The sequence below is a fragment of the Streptomyces sp. NPDC003023 genome (assembly GCF_042888225.1).
In the GTDB taxonomy this organism is placed as follows: Bacteria; Actinomycetota; Actinomycetes; order Streptomycetales; family Streptomycetaceae; genus Streptomyces.
Genome location: NZ_JBIAPL010000004.1, coordinates 222,053 through 236,084 on the forward strand (window position 1 = coordinate 222,053; position 14,032 = coordinate 236,084).

The 14,032-nt window shown below is 71.3% G+C and carries 15 protein-coding genes and 1 tRNA gene; 9 read left to right on the forward strand and 7 right to left on the reverse strand.

Going from position 1 to position 14,032, the window contains the following annotated elements; all coding sequences use genetic code 11:
* Positions 1-91: 91 nt before the first annotated feature.
* Together ACFYV1_RS16125 and ACFYV1_RS16130 are read right to left on the reverse strand one after the other, a co-directional pair.
* Positions 92-604 carry an FHA domain-containing protein gene (locus ACFYV1_RS16125; protein WP_389396091.1) on the reverse strand — a complete coding sequence of 171 codons (513 nt, stop codon included), beginning with the start codon at positions 602-604 and terminating at the stop codon, positions 92-94.
* Positions 605-614: 10 nt separating this feature from the next.
* On the reverse strand, positions 615-1,454 hold the full coding sequence (locus tag ACFYV1_RS16130; RefSeq protein WP_389396092.1) for an FhaA domain-containing protein: 840 nt from the start codon (positions 1,452-1,454) through the stop codon (positions 615-617).
* 337 nt (positions 1,455-1,791) lie between these two features.
* Between ACFYV1_RS16130 and ACFYV1_RS16135 the strand changes: the two genes are divergently transcribed.
* A tRNA-Leu gene (locus tag ACFYV1_RS16135) sits at positions 1,792-1,875 on the forward strand.
* Between the two features lie 82 nt (positions 1,876-1,957).
* Here ACFYV1_RS16135 and ACFYV1_RS16140 read toward each other — a convergent pair.
* Positions 1,958-3,232: an MFS transporter gene (locus tag ACFYV1_RS16140; RefSeq protein ID WP_389396093.1), complete on the reverse strand. Its 1,275-nt coding sequence runs from the start codon at positions 3,230-3,232 to the stop codon at positions 1,958-1,960.
* Positions 3,233-3,237: 5 nt separating this feature from the next.
* Complete coding sequence (locus ACFYV1_RS16145; RefSeq protein ID WP_389396094.1) at positions 3,238-4,599, reverse strand: NAD(P)-binding domain-containing protein; 1,362 nt, start codon at positions 4,597-4,599, stop codon at positions 3,238-3,240.
* 102 nt (positions 4,600-4,701) lie between these two features.
* On the opposite strand from ACFYV1_RS16145, the gene ACFYV1_RS16150 reads away from it, so the two are divergent.
* Positions 4,702-5,757, forward strand: a complete 1,056-nt coding sequence (locus tag ACFYV1_RS16150) for a flavin-containing monooxygenase (protein ID WP_389396095.1) — start codon at positions 4,702-4,704, stop codon at positions 5,755-5,757.
* Positions 5,758-5,781: 24 nt separating this feature from the next.
* Complete coding sequence (locus ACFYV1_RS16155) at positions 5,782-6,138, forward strand: ArsR/SmtB family transcription factor (protein WP_389396096.1); 357 nt, start codon at positions 5,782-5,784, stop codon at positions 6,136-6,138.
* 161 nt (positions 6,139-6,299) lie between these two features.
* Here the strand turns inward: ACFYV1_RS16155 and ACFYV1_RS16160 are convergent, their stop codons facing one another.
* Genes ACFYV1_RS16160 through ACFYV1_RS16170 form a run of 3 tightly spaced genes read right to left on the reverse strand, consistent with a single transcriptional unit; the run spans position 6,300 to position 8,748 of the window.
* Positions 6,300-7,361 carry an ArsO family NAD(P)H-dependent flavin-containing monooxygenase gene (locus ACFYV1_RS16160; RefSeq protein ID WP_389396097.1) on the reverse strand — a complete coding sequence of 354 codons (1,062 nt, stop codon included), beginning with the start codon at positions 7,359-7,361 and terminating at the stop codon, positions 6,300-6,302.
* Positions 7,358-8,443, reverse strand: coding sequence for an ACR3 family arsenite efflux transporter (arsB, locus tag ACFYV1_RS16165; RefSeq protein ID WP_389396098.1), 1,086 nt, complete (start codon positions 8,441-8,443; stop codon positions 7,358-7,360). Before arsB ends, ACFYV1_RS16160 begins: the two co-directional genes overlap by 4 nt.
* On the reverse strand, positions 8,440-8,748 hold the full coding sequence (locus ACFYV1_RS16170; protein ID WP_264245630.1) for a helix-turn-helix transcriptional regulator: 309 nt from the start codon (positions 8,746-8,748) through the stop codon (positions 8,440-8,442). The genes arsB and ACFYV1_RS16170 overlap by 4 nt, the downstream gene beginning before the upstream one ends.
* A 90-nt stretch (positions 8,749-8,838) precedes the next feature.
* Here ACFYV1_RS16170 and ACFYV1_RS16175 point away from each other — a divergent pair, with 90 nt between their 5' ends.
* From ACFYV1_RS16175 to ACFYV1_RS16200, 6 genes are all read left to right on the forward strand, one after another.
* Positions 8,839-9,252 (forward strand): arsenate reductase ArsC, encoded by a 414-nt coding sequence (locus ACFYV1_RS16175; protein ID WP_389396099.1) that lies wholly within the window; start codon positions 8,839-8,841, stop codon positions 9,250-9,252.
* The gene (gene trxB, locus ACFYV1_RS16180) at positions 9,249-10,208 is read left to right on the forward strand and encodes a thioredoxin-disulfide reductase (RefSeq protein ID WP_389396100.1); all 960 of its coding nucleotides are present in this window, start codon (positions 9,249-9,251) and stop codon (positions 10,206-10,208) included. The genes ACFYV1_RS16175 and trxB overlap by 4 nt, the downstream gene beginning before the upstream one ends.
* Positions 10,209-10,220: 12 nt before the next feature.
* A complete protein-coding gene (gene trxA, locus ACFYV1_RS16185; protein ID WP_389396101.1) occupies positions 10,221-10,547 on the forward strand; it encodes a thioredoxin in 327 nt (108 codons plus the stop codon).
* Between the two features lie 519 nt (positions 10,548-11,066).
* Positions 11,067-12,599 carry a DUF2252 domain-containing protein gene (locus tag ACFYV1_RS16190; protein ID WP_389396102.1) on the forward strand — a complete coding sequence of 511 codons (1,533 nt, stop codon included), beginning with the start codon at positions 11,067-11,069 and terminating at the stop codon, positions 12,597-12,599.
* A 33-nt stretch (positions 12,600-12,632) separates the two neighbouring features.
* Positions 12,633-13,490 carry a J domain-containing protein gene (locus ACFYV1_RS16195; protein WP_389396103.1) on the forward strand — a complete coding sequence of 286 codons (858 nt, stop codon included), beginning with the start codon at positions 12,633-12,635 and terminating at the stop codon, positions 13,488-13,490.
* An 87-nt stretch (positions 13,491-13,577) separates the two neighbouring features.
* Positions 13,578-13,922, forward strand: coding sequence for a rhodanese-like domain-containing protein (locus ACFYV1_RS16200; RefSeq protein WP_389396104.1), 345 nt, complete (start codon positions 13,578-13,580; stop codon positions 13,920-13,922).
* The last annotated feature ends 110 nt before the right edge of the window (positions 13,923-14,032 follow it).

Genomic DNA, 14,032 nt, shown 5'->3' on the forward strand with positions numbered 1-14,032 from the left:
CCACACTGCCCACCCTCCGGTCGGGAGCAGCCCGTGCAGGTCACCTGTGGGGACCGCTGCGGCTCGCTCGCTCCGCTCGCTCATTGTCGTACTACTTCCGCAGCTCGATGACGGTCTTGCCGATGCGGATCGGCGCGCCCAGCGGAATCGGTGTCGGCGTGGTGAGCCGGGTCCGGTCGAGATATGTGCCGTTGGTGGACCCGAGATCCTCGACGATCCACTGGCCGTCACGGTCCGGGTAGATCCTGGCATGCCTGCTGGACGCGTAGTCGTCGTCCAGCACGATCGTTGAGTCGTGTGCCCGGCCCAGGGTGATGGTCTGGCCCTGGAGGGCGACGGTGGTGCCGGTGAGCGTGCCCTCGGACACGACCAGCTTCGTCGGCGCCCCCCGCCGCTGGCGGCCGCCGGCCTGCTGGCGCTGCTGCGGCGGCGCGGAGTTCTGGCGCTGCTGCTGTGGACGCTGTTCGGCGCCACGGCGCGAACCGCGCTGGGTCACCCGCGTCCCGAACAGATCGCTGCGGATGACCTGGACGGCCACGATGACGAACAGCCACAGAACAGCCAGGAAACCTAGCCGCATGACCGTCAGGGTCAGCTCTGACATTGCCCCCGCTTCACCCTTCGGCTTGCCGGTAAACGATGGTGGTGCTGCCCACGACGATTCGCGAGCCGTCGCGGAGCGTAGCGCGGGTGGTGTGCTGCCCGTCCACCACGATGCCGTTGGTGGACCCGAGATCCTGGATCGTCGAGGGCGTTCCGGTCCGGATCTCACAGTGCCGGCGCGAGACGCCGGGGTCGTCGATCCGCACATCGGCGTCGGTGCTGCGACCCAGCACCAGCGTCGGGCGGGAGATCTGATGGCGTGTGCCGTTGATCTCGATCCAACGTCGTACCTGGGCGTTCGGCATGGCGCCCGCGCCTGCCGGACGCCGGTCCGCCGCGGGACCGGGACGCGGACCCGCGGCCATGCCGGGAGGCGGCGCGGCCGGCATCGGCGGTGCGCTCGCCGGGGGGTAGCCGTAGCCGCCGCCCGCGCCTGCGCCCGCCGCCTGGGCGCCGCCGCCGGGCGACTGTGACGTACTCGACGCCAGGGTGCGGCTGCGCACCCGGTACAGGCCGGTGTCGAGGTCGTCCGCCTTCTCCAGATGGACCTTGATCGGGCCCATGAAGGTGTAGCGCTGCTGCTTGGCGTAGTCGCGGACCAGGCCCGACAGCTCGTCGCCGAGCTGGCCCGAGTACGGGCTCAGACGCTCGAAGTCGGGCGTGCTGAGCTCCACGATGAAGTCGTTGGGGACGACCGTCCGCTCGCGGTTCCAGATCGTCGCGTTGTTGTCGCACTCCCGCTGGAGGGCGCCCGCGATCTCGACAGGCTGGACCTCGGACTTGAAAACCTTGGCGAAGGTGCCGTTGACCAGGCCTTCGAGACGCTGCTCGAAACGTTTCAGGACTCCCATGGGGCACCTCCTCCGTCGTTGTCGCCCTGGTACTGCTTACTGATCGTATCCACGCGTCGGGAAATCGGCTGGTTCCCCTTGTCTGCCCCGTCGATGAGTGTCACCCCTCACACCGGATCGTAGAGGCGGCCTCCGGACAGTGTCCCGCACCCGGGGGGCATACAGGAGGAGTGGGGGCCGCCGCCCTTCGTTCCGCGCTCGCTCGATTCGTTCCCTGTTCGCTCGGCGGGGCACCCAAACAAACGGATGTGAATCCACCCTGTGCAGCGTGCTAATCTTCTGCATGTCGCCAGGGGGTCGCACCGAACAGGTGAACCACCGGACGACAACACCCAATGCGCGGGTGGCGGAATAGGCAGACGCGCTGGATTCAGGTTCCAGTGCCCGAAAGGGCGTGGGGGTTCAACTCCCCCCTCGCGCACAGAGAGAAACCGACGAAACGGGTTCTCGCCGGAGACGAAAGTCCGGGCGAGGGCCCGTTTCTCGTTGCCGGGGGCGTGTCCTCAACCGTTGCCGGGGGCGTGTCCGCAACCGTGGCAGGGGCCCGCCTCGTGCTGTTGCCCCCGGCGGTCGTGGACGCCCGAGAACAGAGCGAGAAGGGCCGCCGCCGCGGATGCCGCGGCGAGCCCGAGGAAGAGTCCCGAGTAGCCGCCCGTCGGCCCGGCCAGCGCAGCGCCGGCCCAGGGTGCCAGGGCTCCCGCCACCGTCGCCGGGGCGGCCAGCAGTCCCGAGAGCCGGCCGTAGGCGGCCGTGCCCCAGCGGTCCGCGACGGCCGTGGCCTGCAGCAGCGTGAGGTTCCCGCGGACCACCCCCGCGAGGACGGAGAGCAGGAGCAGTACGGGGATCGGGCCGGACACCAGGGCGAGGGCGAGCGTCGTCGCCCCGCCCGCCGCCACGAGGGTCGCGGTACGGGCGGTGACGCCGCTGCGCCGGGCGAGCATGGCGTAGAGGGTGCGGCCCAGGGTCTGACCCGCGCCGCCCAGGCCCAGGACCCAGGCGGCCGTTGTCGGGTCGGCACCGCGTTCGGTCATCAGGGGAACCAAACCGAAGACGACCGCGTGCATCGCGAACCCGGAGAGGGCGAAGGCGCCGGCCAGGAACAGGAACGGCCGGCCGCGAGCGACGGACGTCGACTGCCCGGGTCTTCGGGCGGGTGCCTCCGGGGCGGGTGGCCAGGGTGCGCGCAGTGCCAGGGCGTGGGCGGGGATCGTGACGGCGGCGAGAACCCCTGCCAGCAGCATGTACGTGGCCCGCCATGTGAGGTGCTCGGCCAGCGCGGCCGTGAGGGGGGCGAAGACGGTGCTCGCGAGCCCGCCGGCGAGGGTGACGACGGTCAGCGCGCGGACGCGTCCGGGGCCCCACCAGCGGGTGAGCGCGGCGAACGCGGGCTGGTAGAACGTGGCCGCCATGGCGAGACCGGCGAGAAGCCAGCCGGCGGTGAAGACGGGGAGATTCGGAGCGGCCGCGACGGTGAGGAGTGCGAGGACCGCGAGTACGGAACCGGCGGTCATCACCGCACGGGGCCCTCGGCGGTCGAGAACGCGGCCGACGGGGACACCGGCGACGGCGGAGACAAGGAGGGCCGCGGAGAAGGCGGCGCTGCTCGCTCCCACGGACCAGCCGGTGTCCTCGGTCAGGCGGGGCAGCAGGACCGGGAAGGCGTAGTAGACGATTCCCCAGCCGGTGATCTGCGTGGCGCACAGCGCGGGCAGTACGGCAGGGGGCCGCGACCGGTCCCCTGTTCCGGTCGCGGCCCCGTCGGCGTCGACGTGTGTCACGCGGTTCAGCAGCCGCCGGAGGAGACAGGGGCGCCGATGCCGATCTGGAGGGTGCTCGGGGCGGCGCAGCACCCGCCGTCGGACTCGGGGGCGGCGCCCGGCTCGTCGAACAGGCCGGCGCCGCCGCAGACCCCGGTCTCCGGGAGGGTGAGTTCGACCCGTGCGGCGGCCTCGTGATCTCCCGCGAGGGCGGCCGCGACGGAGCGGACCTGCTCGTATCCGGTCATGGCGAGGAACGTGGGGGCGCGGCCGTAGGACTTCATTCCGACGAGGTAGACGTTCTTCTCCGGGTGCGACAGCTCGTTCACGCCGTGGGGGTAGACGGTGCCGCAGGAATGGACGTTGGGGTCGATGAGGGGGGCGAGTCCGACGGGAGCCTGGAGGCGGTCGTCGAGGCCGAGACGGAGCTCGTCGAGGAAGGACAGGTCGGGGCGCAGACCGGTCAGGACGACGACCTCGTCGACGGGGTCGAGGCGGCGGCCGTCCTCGGCGACGAGCACCAGTTGCTCGCCCGTCCTCTCGACGGCGGCTGTGCGGAAGCCGGTGACGGCGTCGGCGTGCCCGTTGTCGACGGCGGCCTTCGCGGCGAGGCCGAGCGCGCCACGAGCGGGAAGCTGGTCGGCCTCGCCGCCCCCGAACGTGCTGCCGCTGATGCCGCGGCGCAGGATCCACACCGCGTGGGTGCCGGGCACCTCCTCGGCCAGGCCGGCGAGTTGGGTGAGGGCGGTGAAGGCGGAGGCGCCGGAGCCGATGACGGCGGTGCGCCTGCCCGCGTAACGGGCCCGTACGGCAGGGGACCTGAGGTCGGGCACGCGGTAGGAGACGCGGTCGGCCGCGGCGCGCTCGCCCAGGGCGGGCAGCCCGTCACCACCGATCGGAGCGGGGGTGTGCCAGGTGCCGGAGGCGTCGATGACGGCGCGGGCGGTGAGTCGCTCCTCGCGGCCGTCGGCGTACGTCACATGAACGCTGAAGGGCTGCTGGTCGCGGTCGGCGTCCACGACGCGGTCGCGGCCGGCGCGGGAGACGCCGGTGACACGGGCACCCGTGCGGACCCTGTCGCCGAGGGCGTCGGCCAGCGGCTGGAGGTACTGCTCGGCCCAGTCGCCGCCGGTGGGGTACGTGGCACCGTCCGGTGCGGTCCAGCCGGTGGGGGCGAGCAGCTTCTCGGCCGCCGGGTCGACGAGCTCGGCCCACGTCGAGAAGAGACGGACGTGGGACCACGAACGGACGGCGTGGGCGGCGGCCGGGCCGGATTCCAGGACCAGCGGCTCGATGTCGCGCTCGATCAGGTGGGCCGCGGCGGCGAGCCCGATGGGACCGGCCCCGATCACCACGACGGGCGGCTCTGGGGTTGCAGACGCGTTCACTGTGGCTCCTTGGTTCGACGCATGTCGATGCTTGCCTCATCAGCATCGCATCTGATTCGATGGACGTCAACATAGACATTGGTCGAATCATTGGGGTGCGGAATGAGTGCTGAGTACGTGGACGCGGTCGTCGTCGGAGGCGGTCAGTCCGGACTCGCGGCCGCGCACGCCTTCATGCGCGAGGGTCGCAGCCCGGTCGTACTGGAGGCGTCGGACGAGCCGGTCGGCTCATGGCCGCGCTACTACGACAGCCTGACCCTGTTCTCGCCCGCCCGGCACAGCGGCCTGCCCGGGATGCCGTTCGACGGCGACGGCGACCGGTACCCCCGCCGTGACGAGGTCGTAGAGCATCTGCGTCGCTTCGCGAACCGGCTGGACGCCGACATCCGCACCGGCCACCGGGTCGAGGCGGTGACCCGTACGGGCGACGGGGCGTTCTCGGTCCGGCTCGGCGGCGGGCGTTCGCTCACGACAGCGACGGTGATCGCGGCGACGGGCGGCTTCGGCAATCCCCATCGGCCCGGCCTCCCCGGGCTCGCCTCGTTCACGGGCCGTCTGCTGCACGCCGGCGAATACCGGAACCCTGAGCCTTTCGAAGGGCAGCGGGTCGTCGTCGTCGGAGCAGGCAACTCGGCCGTCCAGATCGGTGCCGAGCTGGCGGAGCACGCCGACGTCACACTGGCCACCAGGCGGCCGGTGAAGCTGACCCGCCAGAGGCCCCTCGGGCGCGACCTCCACTGGTGGTTGAAGGTGACGGGGCTCGACACCGCCCCCGTCGGGCGTCATCTGCGCACGCCGCCGACGCAGTTGGTGATCGACGACGGCCGCTACCGTTCGGCGCTGGCCGCCGGAGCGCCCGATCGCAGGCCGCTCTTCACCGGCATCAGCGGTGATCACGTCACCTGGGCCGACGGGACGTCCGAGCGGGTCGACGCGATCGTGCTGGCCACCGGCTACCGCCCGGACCTCGGCTACCTCGGCCCATTGGGGGTGATGTCCGGCGACGGGCACCCCCGGCACCGCGAGGGAGTGGCCACGAACGTGCCGGGACTCGGCTTCGTGGGCCTGGAATGGCAGCGCAGCCTCTCCTCGGCCTCCGTCCGCGGAGTCGGGCGGGATGCCGCGCGAGTGGCCCGCCTCCTCAGCCGTCCGCAGTGATTCGACATGTGTCAACATAGAAGTATGTCGAACGCCGAAGTGTTGCCGTTGCTGGAGCCCGAGGTCGTTCCGTGCTGCCCGCCGCTGACCGAGCGGCCCCTGACCGCTGAAGAGGCGGAGCGGACGGCGGCCATGTTCAAGGCGCTCGGCGACCCCGTGCGGCTGCGCCTGTTCTCCGCCGTCGCCTCGCACGAGGGCGGAGAGGCGTGCGTCTGCGACATCTCCGACGTCGGCGTCTCGCAGCCGACGGTCTCCCATCACCTGAAGAAGCTGAAGGACGCGGGACTGCTCACCTCTGAGCGCCGCGGGACGTGGGTGTTCTACCGGGTCGAGCCGTCCGTGCTGGCCGCGATGGGGCAGATGCTCACCACGCGCCGGTGAGATCGTCGGGGTCGCCTGCCCGCGGCGTGGGGCCGGACGCCTTCGGTACGAAGACCGTGTCGTCATGGGTGCGTCGCCGGCGGTGACGCCGCCTGAGTCCGGCCGACGCGCTGGGACGCGGCGGAGGCGGGGTCAGAGTGCGGCACGGCACTTCTGAGGGGTCAGCTCCCCTGGAGCAGGGCGGCGATCTCGCGGGCCGCGTCGCGGGCGGGACGCCCGACACCGATGAGGGTCGCGGACGCGGGACCGGTCCAGTCGCCGTATCCGAGCAGGTGGAGACGGGGCTCGTCGGTGGCACGGGTCCCCGTGGTCGGGATGTGTCCGCGGACGCCGCGGAGCCCGAGCGGCGCCAAGTGGGACAGGGCGGGACGGAAGCCCGTGCACCAGATCACCGCGTCCGCCTCGGCCGTCGTGCCGTCGGCCCACGCGACACCGGTCGCGGTGAGGCGCGTGAACATCGGGGACGCCTTCAGCAGCCCCGCGTCCCGTGCCTCCCGCACGGGCGGTACGGCGACGATGTCGCCGAGCGAGGCCACTCCTCCGGTGTCGGTGCCGCCCGCGTCCAGAGCACGGCGGCGGGCGGTGGCCACGTCGAACAGGGCGCGTCCGTCGATGTCGTCCGCCAGGAAGCGCGGTTCGCGCTGCGTGGCCCATGTGAGCTCGGTGTCGTACGCGAGGTCCGCGGCGATCTGCGCACCGGAGTTCCCTCCGCCGACGACGATCACACGCTGCCCGGCGAACTCCGCCGGCCCGCGGTAGTCCACGGTGTGCAGCTGGCGGCCCTCGAACGCGCCCCGGCCCGGGACGGCCGGGAGGAAGGGGCGGGACCAGCTGCCACAGGCGCTGACGACCGCCCGTGCCCGCCGGACCCCCGAGTCGGTCTCGACGCGGAGGAACGGTCCGTCCTCGCGTACGGCCAGGGCCGGCTCACCGCGCAGCACCGGAAGCTCGTACCGCTTCTCGTAGTCGGTGAGGTACTCGACGACGTGCCGCGCGTCCGGGTAGGTCTCCCCGGGCTGTGGCGGCATCAGACGGCCGGGCAGCGAGGAGTACGCGGCCGGCGAGAACAGGTGCAGCGAGTCCCATGCGTGCTGCCAGGCGCCGCCCGGCGTGGACTGCGCGTCGAGGACGACGAAGTCCAGGCCGAGACGGCGCAGGTGGTAGCCGGCGGCGAGCCCGGACTGGCCGCCGCCGATCACCACCACATCGGTGTCGGCTCTCACGACGTGGAGAACTTCCGCCGCCAGGCGAGCGAGACGTACACGAGAGCGACCAGGACCGGGACCTCGATCAGCGGGCCGACGACTCCCGAGAGGGCCTGGCCGCTGGTCACGCCGAAGGTGGCGATGGCGACGGCGATCGCCAGCTCGAAGTTGTTGCCGGCGGCGGTGAACGCCAGTGTGGTCGTGCGCTCGTAGTTCAGGCCGATCATCCTGCCGAGCAGGAAGGTGCCGAACCACATGACCGCGAAGTAGACGAGCAGGGGGACGGCGATGCGGGCGACGTCCAGCGGCTGCGAGGTGATCGTCTTCCCCTGCAGCGCGAAGAGGATGACGATCGTGAAGAGCAGTCCGTAGAGAGCCCAGGGGCCGATCTTCGGCAGGAACTTCTGCTCGTAGGACTCGCGGCCGAGCTTCTTCTCTCCGATGCGGCGGGTGAGGAAGCCGGCCAGCAGCGGGACGCCGAGGAAGATGACGACGTTGAGGGCGATCTTCCACATGGAGATGTCCAGCGACTCTCCCTCGCCGAGGCCGAGCCAGCCGGGCAGCAGGTCGAGGTAGAACCAGCCCAGCAGGCCGAACATGATCACCTGGAAGACGCTGTTGAGCGCCACCAGGACGGCGGCGGCTTCGCGGTCGCCGCAGGCCAGGTCGTTCCAGATGATGACCATGGCGATGCAGCGGGCGAGGCCGACGATGATGAGGCCCGTGCGGTACTCGGGCAGGTCGGGCAGGAAGATCCACGCCAGCGCGAACATCACGGCCGGACCCAGGAGCCAGTTGACGACCAGTGAGGAGACCATCAGCCTGCGGTCACCGGTGACGGCGTCGAGCCTGTCGTAGCGGACCTTGGCCAGTACCGGGTACATCATGATCAGCAGGCCGACGGCGATCGGCAGGGAGATGCCGCCGATCTCCACCTTGGCCAGGGCGTCGTTCAGGCCCGGGATCAGCCGCCCCAGCCCGAGCCCGAGGCCCATGGCGATCAGGATCCAGACGGCGAGGAAGCGGTCGAGCGTCGAAAGCTTCGCGACCACCGACGGCTGTTCTTCTGCGGTGGTCGCGGGTGATGTGGTGCGGGTCACGGACAGGCCCTCTTGTTCTCTGCGGCGGTGCGCGCGGTGGCGGCCAGCGCGGCGAACTGGTCGGCGAGCTGCGCGATGACGTCGGGGCGCAGCTTGTAGTAGGTGAAGCGGCCGCACGGCTCGGTCTCCACGATCCCGGCCTCGCGCAGCACCCTCAGGTGGTTGGAGAGGTTGGTCTGCCGTGCGCCCGTCTCCTCCACGAGGTGGCTGGTGCAGAGCGTCTCGCGGGCGAGCAGGGTCACGATCCGGAGCCGCAGGGGGTCGCCCAGAACTCGGATCAGTTCAGTGTCGACTGACGTCATCATGCACTGATACTCTCACATCAGTGGTGGCTGACACCACCGGATGCTGATGCCAATCGGGTCCGACCTCGAACCGAAGCAAGAGAGACCCCGATGTCCGACAAGCCCTCTGTGCTGTTCGTCTGTGTCCACAACGCCGGCCGCTCCCAGATGGCCGCGGCGTGGCTGAGTCACCTGGCCGGGGACCGCGTCGAGGTCCGCTCGGCCGGATCCGCCCCCGCCGGGTCCGTGAACCCTGCGGCTGTCGAGGCGATGCGCGAGGTCGGCATCGACATGTCCGCCGAGACCCCGAAGATCCTGACCGTCGACGCCGTGAAGGCCTCGGACGTCTGCATCACCATGGGCTGCGGCGACACCTGCCCCGTCTTTCCCGGCAAGCGCTACCTGGACTGGAAGCTGGACGATCCGGCCGGCCAGGGTGTCGCGGCCGTGCGCCCCATCCGCGACGAGATCAGGAAGCTCGTCGAAGGACTCATCGAAGAGATCGCCCCGGAGGCCGCGAAGTGAGCGCCGAGAACGAGATCCGCAACGTCATAGTCATCGGTTCGGGCCCGGCCGGTTACACGGCCGCGCTGTACACAGCGCGTGCCTCGCTGAAGCCGCTTGTCTTCGAGGGGTCGGTGACCGCCGGAGGCGCGCTCATCCAGACCACCGAGGTCGAGAACTTCCCGGGATTCCGTGAGGGGATCATGGGCCCGGACCTGATGGACAACATGCGGGCCCAGGCGGAGCGCTTCGGCGCCGAGCTGATCCCGGACGACATCGTCGCCGTCGACTTCAGCGAGGACATCAAGACGGTCACCGACACGGCCGGCACGGTCCACCGCGCCAAGGCCGTGATCGTGGCGACCGGTTCGCAGCACCGCAAGCTCGGTCTGCCCAACGAGGACGCGCTCTCCGGCCGTGGCGTCTCGTACTGCGCGACCTGCGACGGGTTCTTCTTCAAGGACCAGGACATCGTCGTGGTGGGCGGTGGCGACACCGCCATGGAGGAGGCCACCTTCCTCTCCCGCTTCGCCAAGTCCGTCACGATCGTCCACCGCCGCGACACCCTGCGCGCCTCGAAGGCGATGCAGGAGCGTGCCTTCGCCGACCCGAAGATCTCCTTCGCCTGGAACAGCGAGGTCGCCGGCATCCGCGAACAGGACGGCAGGCTGGGCGGCCTGAACCTCCGTGACACCGTCACCGGAGCCGTCTCCGAACTGCCCGCCACCGGCCTGTTCGTCGCCATCGGCCACGACCCGCGTACCGACCTGGTGAAGGGCCAGCTCGACCTGGACGACGACGGCTACCTGTTGGTCGACGCCCCCTCCACCCGTACGAACGTCGCCGGCGTCTTCGCCGCCGGTGACGTCGTCGACCACACCTACCGCCAGGCGATCACGGCCGCCGGCACCGGTTGCGCCGCGGCCCTGGACGCCGAGCGTCACCTTGCCGCGCTCGCCGACGCCGCAACCGAGTAGCAGGAGACAGCCATGGCACTGAAGAACGTGACAGACGACTCCTTCGAAGAGGACGTCCTCAGGAGCGACAAGCCCGTCCTGGTGGACTTCTGGGCCGCCTGGTGCGGACCCTGCCGCCAGATCGCGCCGTCCCTCAAGGCCATCGCGGCCGAGCACGGCGACAAGATCCAGGTCGTGAAGCTCAACATCGACGAGAACCCGGCCACCGCGGCCAAGTACGGCGTCATGTCGATCCCGACGCTGAACGTCTACCAGAACGGCGAGGTCGCCAAGACGATCGTCGGCGCCAAGCCGAAGGCCGCCATCGTCCGCGACCTCGAGGCGTTCGTGGCCGGATGAGTCTGCTGGGGTGCCCGACCCGCTGACCGGAACGCGTGCAGAAGGCAGCGTGGGTCGTGGATGCCTGCCCCGGGAGCCTGCGGAGTCGATGGCCGGGGTGTGCAAGGCCGTCGCGGACCCGGCACGTTTCAGATCCTCAGCGTGACGGGCGTGGCGCTCGAGGGCACAGGTCCCGGGTCTGCCGTGGTGGTGCCACGGCGGGGCCGGGACCGTGTTGTTCGGGGCGCGCACCGGGTCACTGAGTGTGGGTCGCCGCCGGCAGAGGGAGGAAGCCGTGGCTGCTGGCAGGATCCGTTCCTGGCACCGTCCTGCCGGTACGAGGCGGCGGCGAACCGCCCGGTGGGGGATGCCCGGTCACACCGGCCACCGTTGCGCGGCGCGAGCTGTCGGGTGCGTGTCCAGGCGGGCGTCCAGAGGCTGTCCACAGGTGGTTGTCCACAGGGGGAGACGGCTGTCGCGACCCGGCGGTACGGTCGTGCCCACTGGATGTTGATGGCGTACGCGCCGGGGGAGGCTGGCATGAGCGAGATCAGGGCGCTGCTGCCGGAGCAGCGGCCGGAGCGCCGGGACACGGGGACGGCCGGTGCGGCCGGTGCGGCCACCGGTTCCGCAGTCGGCGGTCCGCGCATTCCCGCCGTGCGGGGTTTCGCACCGCTCACGCAGGCCGCGAAGGGCGCGCAGTCTCCCAAGGACGCCGGCAAGGCGCTGCGGGAGCGGGTCCCGCGTTCCTCGCACGACTCGCTGCTGCCGACAGCCGGGCGCCCCGACGCCGTACGGGCGGTGGAGGAGTCCAGCCGCGGCCGGGTGCCTGAGCTCACCCCGATACGCGTGGGGCGGATGGCGGCCTCCCCGTTCGCCTTCCTGCGGGGCGCGGCCGCCCTGATGGCCCACGACCTGGTCGGCACGCCCGTCACCGGTATCGGCGCGCAGATCTGCGGCGACGCGCACGCTGCCAACTTCGGTCTCTACGGGGACGCCCGTGGCCGCCTCGTCATGGACCTCAACGACTTCGACGAGACCGTCGTGGGGCCGTGGGAGTGGGATCTCAAGCGGCTCGCGGCGTCGCTGGTGCTGGCGGGACGCGTGGCCGGCGCAGGTGAGGACGTCTGCCGCGCGGCGGCCTTCGACGCCGTGGGCGCCTACCGGCGCACCATGCGGCTGCTGGCCAAGCTGCCGGCTCTCGACGCGTGGAACGCGATAGCCGACGAGGAACTCGTCTCGCACACGGACGCCAGGGACCTGCTCGGGACACTGGAGCGGGTCGCGGCGAAGGCCCGCAACAACACGAGTGCGCGTTTCGCGGCGAGGTCGACGGAGGCCGTGAACGACGGCGACGGAGACGGCGACGAGGCGACAGCCGGCGGCGGCGGGCGCCGGTTCGTGGACGCTCCGCCGGTCCTGCGCCGGGTCGCGGACGCCGAGGCGGCGGCCGTGGCCGCCTCCCTCGGGGAGTACCTGACCACCGTCGCGGAGGACCGTCTTCCGCTGCTCGCGCGCTACGCGATCCACGATGTCGCCTTCCGGGTGGTGGGCACCGGAAGCGTGGGGACGCGGTCCTACGTGGTGCTGCTGCTCGATCACCGCGGTGATCCGCTGGTGCTGCAGGTCAAGGAGGCACGCGCGTCCGCGCTGCTCCCGTACCTCCCCTCCGTCGGCTTCCCCGTGCCGGAGACGGAGCACGAGGGCCGGCGGGTGGTGCACGGCCAGAAGCGGATGCAGGTCGTCAGCGACAGTCTGCTGGGCTGGACCACGGTGGAGGGCCGTCCCTTCCAGGTGCGGCAGTTCAGGAACCGCAAGGGCAGCGTGGATCCCGCGGTGCTCACCCCCGACCAGCTCGACGACTACGGCCGGATGACGGGGGCCCTGCTCGCCCGTGCCCACGCGCACAGCGCCGACCCGCGGCTGCTCGCCGGATACTGCGGCAAGAACGAGGAGCTGGACGAGGCGGTCGCGGCGTTCGCCGTGATCTACGCGGACCGCACGGAGGCCGACCACCAGGACCTGCTGACGGCCGTCAAGAGCGGCCGGACAGCCGCTGAACTGGGTGTGTGACAGGGCGCCCGGCAGCGCCCGTAGGCTGGTGCGGTGACTGAGGATGCCGCCGGGGGACCGACGACCCCGAACGACGAAGAGCGCGCCGCACAGCAGGCCGCGGAGCCCGACGGGCAGGACCGGCCGGAGGCCCGGCTGGCGAAGGCGGTGGGGGCGGCCGAGCACGCGCTGATCGAGTTCGAGATCGCGGTGGAGACGTTTCGGGTGGAAGTGGAGAACTTCTCCCGGCTGCACCACCAGAAGCTCGGCCCGATGTACGCGCGGCTGGACGAGCTCGACGCGCAGATCGCGGAGGCGCGGGCGGCACGAAGTGGCGATCCGGAGGATCTGCGCAAGGCGCAGGAGGCGCGGGCCATGGTCCTGCCGATGCCGGGTGTCGACGAGCTGTTCCACGACTGGATGGACTCCGACGGCCTCTCCCCCGAGGCAGCGTCGATGCTCACCGACCAGACCGTGCAGGCGCCCAAGCGGGTACGGCCGAGCGAAGAAGCACGCAAGCTGTACCGCGAGCTGGCCCGTAGGTCTCACCCGGACCTGGCTCAGGACGAGACGGAGCGGGCCCGGCGCGAGGAGTTCATCGCGCGGGTGAACGCCGCCTACGCCCTCGGCGACGAGGGAAAGCTGAAGGACCTGGCCGGGGAGTGGGCGGCCGGCCCGGTGCCCGCCGCGGCACCGCCCAGCGAGCGCGAGGAGCTCTACGCCCGGCTGGAGTGGCTGGCGCAGCGCAAGGAGCTGCTGACCGCGGTCGCCCGGGAGCTCGAGGAGAGCGCCATCGGGGCGATGCTGCGGATGGCGCCCGACGATCCCGACCGTCTCCTGGAGGAGATCGCCGAACAGCTGCTGGCGCAGGTGTCCGAGCGGGAGACGGAACTGGCCGCACTGGTGAAGTAGGTTTCCTGGGTCCTCGCACAGGCGGGACCGGGAGCGGGCCGCCGGGCAAACGGGGTCCGACCGCACGTACGAGAGAAGGCATCACCCATGAACTTCGCCCCGCTGCCCACCGTCGACGTCGCGGCGGTACCGGCCGACGGCCTTGTGCTGGACGTGCGGGAGGCCGACGAGTGGGCGGCAGGCCATGTCGACGGCGCACTGCACGTCCCGATGAGCGACTTCGTGGCCCGCTTCGGTGAGGTGACCGAGGCACTGGCCGACGGTCGGCGCGCGTACGTGATGTGCCGGGTCGGCGGGCGCTCCGCGCAGGTCACCCAGTACCTCGTGCAGCAGGGCATCGACGCCGTGAACATCGACGGCGGCATGCTCGCCTGGGACGGGGCGGGACGGCCCATGGTCACCGAGAGCGGCGACCAGGCCTTCGTGCTCTGACGATCCCGTCCCCGCCCTGTGCCGGTTCGCCGGGCAGGTCGCGCAAGCCATGGCCGTCCGCCGGCGAGCCACGGAGCCGTGGTCGCTGCCGGGCCAGGCCGCACAACCGT

Bases quoted from the DNA above. Each gene is read 5' to 3' on its own strand.
- ACFYV1_RS16190 (WP_389396102.1), top strand. From the start codon at position 11,067: ATGAGCGAGATCAGGGCGCTGCTGCCGGAGCAGCGGCCGGAGCGCCGG.
- ACFYV1_RS16175 (WP_389396099.1), top strand. From the start codon at position 8,839: ATGTCCGACAAGCCCTCTGTGCTGTTCGTCTGTGTCCACAACGCCGGC.
- ACFYV1_RS16130 (WP_389396092.1), bottom strand. From the start codon at position 1,454: ATGGGAGTCCTGAAACGTTTCGAGCAGCGTCTCGAAGGCCTGGTCAAC.
- trxA (WP_389396101.1), top strand. From the start codon at position 10,221: ATGGCACTGAAGAACGTGACAGACGACTCCTTCGAAGAGGACGTCCTC.
- ACFYV1_RS16155 (WP_389396096.1), top strand. From the start codon at position 5,782: ATGTCGAACGCCGAAGTGTTGCCGTTGCTGGAGCCCGAGGTCGTTCCG.
- ACFYV1_RS16170 (WP_264245630.1), bottom strand. From the start codon at position 8,748: ATGATGACGTCAGTCGACACTGAACTGATCCGAGTTCTGGGCGACCCC.
- ACFYV1_RS16200 (WP_389396104.1), top strand. From the start codon at position 13,578: ATGAACTTCGCCCCGCTGCCCACCGTCGACGTCGCGGCGGTACCGGCC.
- ACFYV1_RS16150 (WP_389396095.1), top strand. From the start codon at position 4,702: ATGAGTGCTGAGTACGTGGACGCGGTCGTCGTCGGAGGCGGTCAGTCC.
- ACFYV1_RS16125 (WP_389396091.1), bottom strand. From the start codon at position 604: ATGTCAGAGCTGACCCTGACGGTCATGCGGCTAGGTTTCCTGGCTGTT.